Raw genomic sequence first — 10,924 nt, 5'->3', positions numbered from 1 at the left:
TCGGTGAAGGGAATGACGCGCGGGCTGGCGCCGCCGTAGAGCTCGGTCTCGGCGGCGAGCAGGCTCTCGCGCAGTTCGGAAAGCGTGCCGGCGCCGGCCAGGGCGCCGAGAAAAAGCCCGTCGGGCCGCAGCGCCCGCCGGATCTGGGCCAGCATGCCGGGAATATCGTTCATCGCCTGCAGCGACAGCAGCGACACGACGAGGTCGAGGCTTTGCGCCTCGAACGGCACAGTTTCGAGCGCCGCCACCAGCCCGGCTGCGCCTGCGAGGAAGGCAGTGTCCGCTTCGACGCGCGCTATCTCCGCCGCCTTGCCGCTCTCGGCGAGCACATCCCCTGCCGCCGGCGTCTGGCAAAACAGCGCGGCCGCCTTGCCGAAGCTGCGCTCGACCGCGCCGAGCCGGTCGGCAAGGTCATCGGCTGCCCGCCGCATCAGGAAATCGGCGCCGCCCACGGGGTGGGCCAGGGCGCGACGCTTGCGCACCAGCCAGAGCGAGGTGTCGATGATAGGCTGCAACGGGCAGGTTCCTGTTTCCCGCTCTCTGATATAGTGGAGCGGCGACGAAACCACGTGGCCGATCCAATGCCGAAGATCAAGACCGTTGAACTCGCGACCATCGCGCGAAGGGCATTGGCCTTGCCGGCGCGCATCCTGTTTCCGCCGGTCTGCGCCGGCTGCCGTCGCCATGTCTCGCTGCCCGGGGTGCTGTGCGGCACCTGCTGGCCGAAGCTCAGGCTGCTGGAACGGCCCTGGTGCGCGGTGATGGGCACGCCGTTCACCCACGACATGGGCGAAGGGTTCCTCTCGGCCGAGGCGATCGCCGATCCGCCGCCCTTCGAAAGGGCGCGGGCGGCGGTCGTCTATTCCGGCGTCGCGCGCCAGATGGTGCAGGGCCTGAAATACCAAGACCGTACGGATCTGGCGCCATGGATGGCGCGCTGGATGCAGCGTGCCGGAGCCGAGCTGATCGCGGAGGCTGATCTCGTCGTGCCGGTGCCGTTGCACTGGCGGCGCTTCTTCCGGCGGCAGTTCAACCAGTCGGCCGAGCTGGCGAGGGCGGTGTCGCACCTCAGCGGCCTGCCTTTCTCGGCTTCGGTTGTGAGGCGCGTGAAGCTCACCCGCCAGCAGGTCGGGCTGGAGCGGCAGGAGCGCGAGGACAATGTGCGCGCCGCCTTCCGCGTGCCGTCCGAGGCGGAGATCGAGATCGCCGGCCGCCGGGTGCTGTTGGTCGACGATGTCTACACCACCGGCGCGACCGTGAGATCGGTGGCCAAGGCACTGAAGAAGGGCGGCGCCGGCGCCGTCGACGTGCTGACCTTCGCGCGCGTTTTGCCAGGGGACTTTCGAGCCGACGAGTCCGCGACTATATAAAACGACAAATGTTGTTGTTGTCCCAGAGCGCTGCGCGCTTCCAGGTGACATGCAGGAATGCTGATCGATGATTGATGTGACGATCTATACGCGCATGATGTGTGGCTATTGCACCGCGGCCAAGCGGCTGCTCGAGCGCAAGGGCGTCGCCTACACCGAGCACGATGCCTCCTTCTCGCCGGAACTGCGCCAGGAAATGATTTCCCGGGCGCATGGCCGCTCTACATTTCCGCAGATTTTCATCGGCGACACGCATGTCGGCGGCTCCGACGACCTCCACGAGCTGGAGGCCGAGGGCCGGCTCGATGCGCTGCTCGCCGACGGTTCGAGGGGTTGATCATGGGTGGTTTCAAGGCAGCGGCGGTGCAGATGCGTTCGGGCACCAGCCCCGAGCGCAACGCGGTCGATCTGGAGCGTCTGGTGCGCGAGGCGGCAGGCCTGGGCGCCACCTATGTGCAGACCCCCGAGATGACCGGCGCGCTGGTGCGCGACAAGGAGGCGCGGGCCGCTTCCTTCACCTCAGAGGACAAGGACATCATCGTTTCGACCGCCCGGAAGCTGGCGAAGGAGCTCGGCATCTTCCTGCATATAGGCTCGACCGCCATCCTGCGCGCCGACGGCAAGCTGGCCAACCGCGCGTTGCTGTTCGCGCCCGATGGCACCACCATCGCCAGCTACGACAAGATCCACATGTTCGACGTCGACCTCGACAATGGCGAGAGCTGGCGCGAATCCGCCGCCTACGAGCCGGGCACCGAGGCCGTCATCGCCGAGATCGACGGTGCCAGGCTCGGCTTTGCCGTCTGCTACGACCTGCGCTTCCCGCAGCTGTTCCGCGCCGAGGCGCTGGCCGGCGCCAATGTGCTTTCGGTGCCCGCCGCCTTCACCCGGCAGACCGGCGAAGCACACTGGCACGTGCTGCTTCGGGCTCGCGCCATCGAGAACGGCGCCTATGTGGTTGCGGCCGCGCAAGGGGGCCTGCACGAGGACGGCCGCGAGACTTTTGGCCACTCGCTGATCGTCGACCCGTGGGGCCGCATCGTGGCGGAAGCCGCCCATGAGGAGCCCGGCGTGATCGTCGCCGAGATCGATCCAGCGCAGTCGCTCGCCGCGCGCAGGAAGATCCCCAATCTGAAGAACGCGCGCGAGTTCGCCGTCAATGCCGGCGAGGCGCCGCGTCTCAGGGGTGCAGCTTCTTGATCCGTTTTTCCCTGATCTGCGAGCACGAACACGAATTCGAGGCGTGGTTCCGCAGCAATGACGATTTCGGCACGCAGAAGAAGCGTGGCTTGGTCGATTGCCCGAGCTGCGGCTCGCACAAGGTTGACAAGGCGCTGATGGCGCCGGCCGTCTCGACCGGGCGCAAACAGGAAAAGATCGCGCTCGCCATGGGCGAGGCGCAGAAGCAGGCATTGGCGCAGTTGAAGGCGCTCGCCGAGAAGGTGCGCGAGAACGCCGACTATGTCGGCGACAAGTTCGCCGAGGAAGCGCGCAAGATCCATTTCGGCGAGACCGATCCGCGCGGCATCTATGGCGAGGCGACGCCGGAGGAAGCGAAGAGCCTGGCCGAGGACGGCGTCGAGTTCACGCCAATCCCGACCTTTCCGGACGACCGGAACTGAGCATCCAGCCAGGCTAGCCCAAGCTTTCGATCAGCTTCCCGAGCAATCTCGCGAGCGTCTCCCGCTCCTCGCGCGTCAGTCCGGCGAGGATGTCATGTTCGTTGGCGACATGGGCGACGAGTGCCTCATCGGTCACGGCCAGGCCCTTTTCGGTGAGCGCAACGACAACCCCGCGCCGGTCGCTGGGGTGCGGCGCGCGCATGATCAAACCGGCCTTTTCCAGCCGGTCGAGGCGGGCGGTCATGGCGCCGGAAGTCACCATCGTCGCCTCGTAGAGATCGGTCGGCGTCAGCGCGTAGGGCTTGCCGGACCGGCGCAGGGTCGCCAGCACGTCGAACTCGCCTTGCTGCAATCCGAAGCGGGCAAACAGCGGCGCCAGCCGCTCGCGCGAGATCAGCGAGGCGGCTTCGTTCAGCCGTCCGATCACGGCCATAGGCGAGACGTCCAGGTCTGGCCGTTCCCTTTGCCACTGCTCGATCGCCCTTGCCGCCCGATCCATCTATCTCACCGAAAAGTATCTTGACATAAAGAATCTCTGCACTATGTTATCGCAAAACACAATAGCGGCCAAGCGCCGCGATTGAACTACGGGACCATCTGATGAAATTTCTCTGGGACTCGGCTGCCGGCCTGCTGGTCGTCACCGGCAGCCTGCTCGGCCTGACGCTGCCGTTCGGCAAGCTGGCGACGGCGGCCGGTGTGCCGGCCATGGTCTGGGCCTTCGTCATCTCGCTCGGCGCCGGCGGCGTGCTGTTGCTGGCGCTTCTTTTGCGCGGCGAGCGTATTCGGCTGACGGCACACAGGCTGCGCTATTTCTTCATCACCGCGGCAGTGTCCTATGCCTTCCCCAATTTGTTGATGTTCTCGGCCATTCCGCATCTCGGCGCCGGTTACACCGGCATCATGTTCACGCTGTCGCCGGTCGTCACGCTGGTGTTCTCGATCCTACTCGGCGTCAGGCGGCCGAATCTGCTCGGTGTCGTCGGCATCGCCGTCGGCTTCGTCGGTGCGGTGATGGTAGCGGTCACGCGCGGCGAGGCCGGCCAGCCGGCCGAGTTCTTCTGGGTGGCGGTCGGGCTGCTGATCCCGGTCAGCCTCGCCGCCGGCAATATCTACCGCACCGTCGACTGGCCCGAAGAGACCGGTCCGATCGAGCTTGCCGTCGGCAGCCATCTGGCCTCGGCCACGCTGCTGCTGGCAGGCATTCTGGCCTTGCTGGGCAAGAGCGCATTTGTCCCGCTCAGCGGCGTGCCGCTGGTGGTCGCCGGCCAGGTGGCGTCGGCCTCGGCGATGTTTGCCTTCTTCTTCCGCCTGCAGGCGGTCGGCGGCCCGGTCTATCTCAGCCAGATCGGCTACGTCGCGGCTGCTGTCGGCCTGTTCGCCGGCACGATCTTCCTTGGCGAGCACTACCAGTTGCTGACCTGGATGGGTGCGATGATCATCACCGCTGGCGTGTTCATCACCACCAGGGCGCAGAGCCAGACCAGTGCCAGGCTGCAGGGTCAGGCAGCGTGAGCTCCGAGATCGATGCCGAGGAGATCGCTCAGACCGATCCCTTTTCGGCCAGCACCATGTAGTTGACGTCCATGTCCTTCGACCGCTGCCAGCGGTCGGCCAGCGGATGGTAGACGACGCCGGTGCGGTCGATGATGGTCAGGCCGGCAGCACCAAGCGCCTTTTCCAGTTCTTCCGGCCGCACCAACTTGCCGAACTGGTGTGTGCCGCGCGGCAGCCAGCGCAGCACATATTCGGCGCCGATGATGGCAAGGCCGAGCGCCTTCAGCGTGCGGTTGATGGTGGCGACGAACATGATGCCGCCGGGCTTGACCATCTGGCCGCATTTGGCGACGAACAGGTCGATGTCGGCGACGTGCTCCACCACTTCCATGTTGAGGATGACGTCGAATGTCTCGCCGGCGTCGGCGAGGTCCTCCGCCGTCGTGGCGCGGTAGTCGACACTGACGCCGACCTCGGCCGCATGCAGCTTTGCCACCTCGATGTTGGTGACGGAAGCGTCGGCGCCGACCACTTCGGCGCCGAGCCTGGCCATCGGCTCGCACAAAAGCCCGCCGCCGCAGCCGATGTCGAGAAAACGCAGGCCCTCGAACGGCCGCGCCGCGCGCGGATCGCGGCCAAAGCGTGCCGCCACCTGGTCGCGGATGTAGGCAAGCCGGACCGGATTGAACTTGTGCAGCGGCCTGAATTTGCCGTTCGGGTTCCACCATTCAGCGGCAAGCGCGGAGAAGCGTTCCACTTCTCCGGCATCGATCGTCGACCGTCGGGGTTCTGGCATGGGGCGGGTCTCCTCGAACGCTAGGAAGTCGGTTGCCGGGCCGCGAATGTCAAGGCGGCTTTTCTCGACAGCTGCCATACCGATGCGCGGCGGCGCATCTGGTGACGCCGGCCACATCCTTCAGTCGCGGCAGCTTGGCCGTCGGTCGGCAGGCGCGACGGCGGGTCAACTGGCGAGCGCGACCGCCAGGTGCTTCATGTCGACGCTGGCGGGATCGATGGCACGCATGGCGTCGCAATCGCCGATCTCCGCCATGATCCGGCCGGCGGCGGCAAGCGCCTGCTCGCGGCTTTGCCAGCGCACCAGATCGACCCAGCCGCCGTTGTCCTGCCTGGCCAGGCAGCGGCTGAGGAAACCGGGCTGCCGCGTCAGCCAGTCGCTGAGCAGGCCGTTGCCGGCGACAAAGCCCGCTTCGGTTCCGGGCTTCAACCGGAAGGTGACGATTTCCAGGGTCTCGGCCATCTATCCTCCTCGTTGTCGGGCTTCCAGGTTCATCTATCGCATGACCTGGTGCTCAAATCTGTCAGCAACCCCGATATTTTCAATGCGAATCGTTGTTGCGCGCCATGCTTGCGAAATCCTGATCATTTGGCTAAGGAGGCCGCGCATTCAGCACCCGGCCTTGGCCGGCGTGTTTTTTCGGCTCCACGGCCCAGCATCCAGTCAAAGGCATTTCGTTTCCATGGCGCGCATCGTGATGAAATTCGGCGGAACGTCCGTCGCCGACATCGCCCGCATCCGCAACGTGGCGCGCCATGTCAAACGCGAGGTCGACGCCGGCCATGAGGTCGCCGTCGTGGTCTCGGCGATGGCCGGCAAGACCAATGAACTGGTCGGCTGGACGCGCGAGGCCTCGCCGATGCACGACGCGCGCGAATATGACGCCGTGGTCGCCTCCGGCGAGCAGGTCACGGCCGGCCTGCTGGCGATCACGCTGCAGAACATGGGCGTGCACGCCCGCTCATGGCAGGGCTGGCAGATCCCGATCAAGACCGACAACGCGCATGGCGCGGCGCGCATCCTCGACATCGACGGCGCCTTCCTGATCAAGCGCTTCGGCGAGGGCCAGGTCGCCGTCATCGCCGGCTTCCAGGGCATCGGGCCGGACAACCGCATCGCGACGCTGGGCCGCGGCGGCTCCGACACGAGTGCCGTGGCCATCGCGGCGGCGGTCAAGGCCGACCGCTGCGACATCTACACCGATGTCGACGGCGTCTACACCACCGATCCGCGCATCGAGCCGAAGGCGCGGCGGCTGGCCAAGATTTCCTTCGAGGAAATGCTCGAAATGGCCTCGCTCGGCGCCAAGGTGCTGCAGGTGCGCTCGGTCGAGCTTGCCATGGTGCACAGGGTGCGTACCTTCGTGCGGTCGTCCTTCGACGATCCCGACGCGCCCGGAATGGGGGATTTGCTCAATCCGCCCGGAACGCTTATTTGCGACGAGGAAGAGATCGTGGAACAGCAGGTCGTCACCGGAATTGCCTACGCCAAGGACGAGGCGCAGATTTCGCTGCGCCGCGTCGGCGATCGCCCCGGCGTTGCCGCCGGCATCTTCGGGCCGCTGGCCGAAGCCAACATCAATGTCGACATGATCGTCCAGAACATCTCCGAGGACGGCAAGTTCACCGACATGACCTTCACGGTGCCGTCGGGCGACGTCGACAAGGCGCTTGCGGTGCTGGAGCGTCTAAAAGCCGATGTCGGCTATGACGTGGTGCAGTCGGAAGCCGGCATGTCGAAGGTGTCGGTCATCGGCATCGGCATGCGCAGCCACGCGGGTGTCGCCGCCACCGCCTTCAAGGCGCTGGCCGACAAGGCGATCAATATCCGCGCCATCACCACTTCCGAGATCAAGATTTCGATACTGATCGACGGTCCGTATACCGAATTGGCGGTTCGCACTTTGCATTCCGTCTACGGTCTGGATAAGCAATAGCAAGACTGAATCAGTTGTTGCGTGAGTGCCGGGCGCGGCGGAAACTGCGCCGGCAAGGACTCTATTGGAGAAGAAGCCGCGATGCGTGATACGGCCAGTGGCCCGCGCGTTCTGCTGAAGCGGCTCCGCGAGCTCATGCAGGAGCCGCTGGAGCCGCAGGAGCGGCTCGACCGCATCGTGCGCGACATCGCCTCCAACATGGTCGCCGAGGTGTGCTCGCTCTATGTGCTGCGCGCTGATTCGGTTCTCGAGCTCTACGCCACCGAAGGTCTCAATCCGAACGCCGTCCACCTGGCGCAGTTGCGGCTCGGCCAGGGTCTCGTCGGCACCATCGCCGCCAGCGCACGGCCGCTCAACCTCTCCAACGCGCAGGAGCATCCGGCCTTCGCCTACCTGCCGGAGACCGGCGAAGAGATCTACAACTCCTTCCTCGGCGTGCCAGTGCTCAGGGCAGGGCGGACGCTTGGCGTGCTCGTGGTGCAGAACAAGACCATGCGCCACTACCGCGACGATGAAGTCGAGGCGCTGGAAACGACGGCGATGGTCATCGCCGAGATGATCGCCACCGGCGATCTCGCCAGGCTGACCCGCCCGGGCCTGGAGCTCGACCTGCGCCGCCCCGTCAGCTTCACCGGCCTTTCCTTCAACGAAGGCGTCGGGCTCGGCCATGTCGTGCTGCACGAACCGCGCATCGTCGTCACTAATTTGTTCAACGAGGACAGCGAGGAGGAAGTCCGCCGGCTGCAGACCTCGCTCGGCTCGCTCAGGCTCTCCATCGATGACATGCTGGAGCGCCGCGAGGTCGCCTTCGAGGGCGAACACCGCGAGGTGCTCGAAGCCTATCGCATGTTCGCCAACGACAGCGGCTGGGTGCGCCGGCTGGAGGAGGCGATCCGCAACGGCCTGACGGCGGAAGCGGCGGTGGAGAAGGTGCAGAGCGACATGCGCGCCCGCATGCTGCACATGACCGACCCCTATCTGCGCGAGCGGATGAGTGATTTCGATGACCTTGCCAACCGCCTGCTGCGCCAACTGATGGGGCGCGGGCCGGAGGATGTCGCGGCGTCGCTGCCGAAGGATGCCATCCTCGTCGCCCGCTCGATGGGCGCGGCCGAACTGCTCGACTACCCCAGGGACAAGCTGCGCGGCGTCGTGCTGGAGGACGGGGCCGCGACCAGCCACGTCGTCATCGTGGCGCGAGCCATGGGCATTCCCGTCGCCGGACAGATGAAGGGCGCCGTTTCCATGGCGGAAAACGGCGACGCCATCATCGTCGACGGCGAGGAGGGCACGATCCACCTCAGGCCGCAGCCCGACCTCGAAGCCGCCTATGCCGAGAAGGTGCGCTTCCGCGCGCGGCGGCAGGAGGTCTATCGCGAGCTGCGCAAGAAGCCGTCGGTGACCAAGGACGGTGTTGCTGTCGATCTGCTGATGAATGCCGGGCTTGCTGTCGACCTGCCGCAGCTTGCCGAGTCGGGCGCGGCCGGAATCGGCTTGTTCCGCACCGAGCTGCAGTTCATGGTCGCCTCGACCTTTCCGCGCGCCGAGGCGCAGGAGCGGCTCTATCGCGACGTGCTCGATGCCGCGCGCGGCAAGCCGGTGACCTTTCGCACCATCGACATCGGCGGCGACAAGGTGCTGCCTTACTTCAAGGGGGCGTTGCAGGAGGAGAACCCGGCGCTCGGCTGGCGGGCGATCCGGCTCACCCTCGACCGCCCGGGTCTGCTCAGGACGCAGATCCGTGCCTTGCTCAAGGCCTGCGGCGGCCGAGAGCTCAAGCTGATGCTGCCGATGGTGACGGAGCTCGGCGAGATCGCGCAGGCGCGCGAGATCATCGACCGAGAGGTCAGGCACCTGTCGCGCTTTGCACACCATCTGCCGACCAGCTTGAAGCTCGGCGCCATGCTGGAAGTGCCGTCGCTGCTGTTTCAGCTAGACGAACTGATGAAGGCGGTGGACTTCGTCTCGGTCGGCTCCAACGACCTGTTCCAGTTCGTCATGGCGGTCGATCGCGGCAACACGCAATTGTCGGACCGCTTCGACACGCTGTCGGCGCCGTTCCTGCGGGTTCTGAAGACGATCGCCGACGCCGGCGTGCGCAATCACACGCCGGTGACGCTGTGCGGCGAACTGGCCGGAAAACCCATATCCGCAATGGCGCTGATCGGCCTCGGCTATCGCTCGATCTCGATGTCGCCGGCTTCGATCGGCCCGGTCAAGGCGATGCTGACCGAATTGCCGCTGGACGAATTGCAAGCCTTCTTCGCCGACAATCTGATGGCGCCGGCGCAGGGGCTGCCGATGCGCGCCCTGCTGCAAGCCTTTGCCGACGACCGCTCGATTCCGCTCTAGATTCACGTGAGGGCGGTCTGCAAATGTCGATTTTCTGCGCTTCCGGTGCTCATGTACCTAAATGTACATTCCGCTCCGGTTCTCCAAATTCGCCATTTTCGACTCGCCCTGATGTGAATTCGATCGAAGTTCCAAGCCCATGATCAACCTGCCGCGCGACCGCATGAATCAAGTCGTGAAGCGTTTCGAGATGCTCGAAGCGCAGATGTCGGCCGGGCCGACTGCGGACGCCTATGTCCGGATGGCCTCGGAATACGCCGACATCCAGGAGATGGTAGCCAAGATCCGGGCGCTGCGCGCAGCCGAGCAGGAACAGGCCGACCTCGAGGCGATGCTCGCCGACAAGGGCACCGATGCCGAGATGCGGGCGCTCGCCGAGGCCGACCTTCCGCAAGTCGAGGACCGCATCGAGACGTTGCGGAAAGACATCCAGATCCTGCTCCTGCCCAAGGATGCCGCCGACGACAAGAACGCCATTCTGGAAATCCGCGCCGGCACCGGCGGCGACGAGGCGGCGTTGTTCGCCGGCGACCTGTTTCGCATGTATGAGCGCTACGCCGCCTCGCGCGGCTGGCGCTTCGAAGTGGTCTCCGCAAGCGACGGCGAGGTCGGCGGCTACAAGGAAATCATCGCCTCGGTGTCGGGCAAAGGCGTGTTCGCGCATCTGAAATTCGAGTCCGGCGTGCACCGGGTGCAGCGCGTGCCGGCGACCGAGGCTGGCGGGCGCATCCACACCTCGGCGGCGACCGTCGCCGTGCTGCCGGAAGCGGAGGAGGTCGACATCGAGATCCGGGCCGAAGACATCCGCATCGACACGATGCGCGCGTCGGGTTCCGGCGGCCAGCACGTCAACACCACCGATTCGGCGGTGCGCATCACCCATTTGCCGACCGGCATCATGGTGGTGCAGGCGGAAAAGTCACAGCACCAGAACCGGGCGCGCGCCATGCAGATCCTGCGGGCGCGGCTCTATGACCTCGAACGCAGCAGGGCGGACGAGGAGCGCTCGGAATCGCGCAAGTCGCAGGTTGGCTCGGGCGACCGCTCGGAGCGCATCCGCACCTACAACTTCCCGCAAGGCCGCCTCACCGACCACCGCATCAACCTCACTCTCTACAAGCTCGACCGGGTGATGATGGGCGAGCTCGACGAGGTCGTCGACGCGCTGATCTCCGACCACCAGTCGAAACTGCTCGCCGACATTGGCCTCGATGGCTGACATTTTGCCCGGCACGCTCGGGCCGCTGCTGCGGGAGGCGCGGCAACGTCTGGCCGCCGCCGGCGTGGCCGATCCGACGCTGGATGCCAGGCTGCTCGTCGAGCATTTTTCCGGAACGACCCGCACCCAGGC

General features: G+C 65.9%; 12 protein-coding genes and 1 pseudogene. 9 read left to right on the top strand and 4 right to left on the bottom strand.

Features of this window, described 5'->3' with window-relative positions:
* Window positions 1–515, bottom strand: a 515-nt coding sequence (locus tag EN745_RS19895) for a methyltransferase domain-containing protein (RefSeq protein WP_127422061.1), incomplete at its 3' end; no start/stop codon positions are given.
* A 54-nt stretch (window positions 516–569) separates the two neighbouring features.
* Between EN745_RS19895 and EN745_RS19890 the strand changes: the two genes are divergently transcribed.
* The 4 genes from EN745_RS19890 (at window position 570) to EN745_RS19875 (ending at window position 2,992) form a co-directional block, all read left to right on the top strand.
* Window positions 570–1,370 carry a ComF family protein gene (locus EN745_RS19890; RefSeq protein ID WP_127422060.1) on the top strand — a complete coding sequence of 267 codons (801 nt, stop codon included), beginning with the start codon at window positions 570–572 and terminating at the stop codon, window positions 1,368–1,370.
* A 67-nt stretch (window positions 1,371–1,437) separates the two neighbouring features.
* Window positions 1,438–1,707: a glutaredoxin 3 gene (gene grxC / locus EN745_RS19885; protein WP_126058140.1), complete on the top strand. Its 270-nt coding sequence runs from the start codon at window positions 1,438–1,440 to the stop codon at window positions 1,705–1,707.
* Between the two features lie 2 nt (window positions 1,708–1,709).
* Window positions 1,710–2,570 carry a carbon-nitrogen hydrolase family protein gene (locus EN745_RS19880; RefSeq protein ID WP_126058141.1) on the top strand — a complete coding sequence of 287 codons (861 nt, stop codon included), beginning with the start codon at window positions 1,710–1,712 and terminating at the stop codon, window positions 2,568–2,570.
* Window positions 2,567–2,992 carry a DUF1178 family protein gene (locus tag EN745_RS19875; protein ID WP_126058142.1) on the top strand — a complete coding sequence of 142 codons (426 nt, stop codon included), beginning with the start codon at window positions 2,567–2,569 and terminating at the stop codon, window positions 2,990–2,992. The genes EN745_RS19880 and EN745_RS19875 overlap by 4 nt, the downstream gene beginning before the upstream one ends.
* A 13-nt stretch (window positions 2,993–3,005) precedes the next feature.
* Here the strand turns inward: EN745_RS19875 and EN745_RS19870 are convergent, their stop codons facing one another.
* Entirely contained in the window at window positions 3,006–3,491 is a 486-nt protein-coding gene (locus EN745_RS19870) for a MarR family transcriptional regulator (RefSeq protein ID WP_126058143.1), read from the bottom strand.
* Between the two features lie 101 nt (window positions 3,492–3,592).
* Between EN745_RS19870 and EN745_RS19865 the strand changes: the two genes are divergently transcribed.
* A complete protein-coding gene (locus tag EN745_RS19865; RefSeq protein WP_126058144.1) occupies window positions 3,593–4,507 on the top strand; it encodes a DMT family transporter in 915 nt (304 codons plus the stop codon).
* A 28-nt stretch (window positions 4,508–4,535) separates the two neighbouring features.
* Here the strand turns inward: EN745_RS19865 and ubiG are convergent, their stop codons facing one another.
* Window positions 4,536–5,285, bottom strand: a complete 750-nt coding sequence (ubiG, locus tag EN745_RS19860) for a bifunctional 2-polyprenyl-6-hydroxyphenol methylase/3-demethylubiquinol 3-O-methyltransferase UbiG (RefSeq protein WP_127422059.1) — start codon at window positions 5,283–5,285, stop codon at window positions 4,536–4,538.
* Window positions 5,286–5,450: 165 nt separating this feature from the next.
* Entirely contained in the window at window positions 5,451–5,747 is a 297-nt protein-coding gene (locus tag EN745_RS19855) for a hypothetical protein (RefSeq protein WP_126058146.1), read from the bottom strand.
* Window positions 5,748–5,967: 220 nt separating this feature from the next.
* On the opposite strand from EN745_RS19855, the gene EN745_RS19850 reads away from it, so the two are divergent.
* The 4 genes and pseudogenes from EN745_RS19850 to EN745_RS19835 all read left to right on the top strand — a co-directional run.
* Window positions 5,968–7,221 carry an aspartate kinase gene (locus tag EN745_RS19850; protein ID WP_126058147.1) on the top strand — a complete coding sequence of 418 codons (1,254 nt, stop codon included), beginning with the start codon at window positions 5,968–5,970 and terminating at the stop codon, window positions 7,219–7,221.
* 81 nt (window positions 7,222–7,302) lie between these two features.
* Window positions 7,303–9,573 carry a phosphoenolpyruvate--protein phosphotransferase gene (ptsP, locus tag EN745_RS19845; RefSeq protein WP_126058148.1) on the top strand — a complete coding sequence of 757 codons (2,271 nt, stop codon included), beginning with the start codon at window positions 7,303–7,305 and terminating at the stop codon, window positions 9,571–9,573.
* A gap of 139 nt (window positions 9,574–9,712) precedes the next feature.
* Window positions 9,713–10,792, top strand: a complete 1,080-nt coding sequence (gene prfA / locus EN745_RS19840; protein WP_127422058.1) for a peptide chain release factor 1 — start codon at window positions 9,713–9,715, stop codon at window positions 10,790–10,792.
* Window positions 10,785–10,924, top strand: a pseudogene (locus EN745_RS19835) (protein-(glutamine-N5) methyltransferase, release factor-specific); the annotation flags it as partial. The gene prfA and the pseudogene EN745_RS19835, both read left to right, overlap by 8 nt.

Source organism: Mesorhizobium sp. M4A.F.Ca.ET.022.05.2.1, from assembly GCF_003998845.1.
In the GTDB taxonomy this organism is placed as follows: domain Bacteria; phylum Pseudomonadota; class Alphaproteobacteria; order Rhizobiales; family Rhizobiaceae; genus Mesorhizobium.
This window is presented reverse-complemented; position numbering and strand designations above follow the sequence as displayed.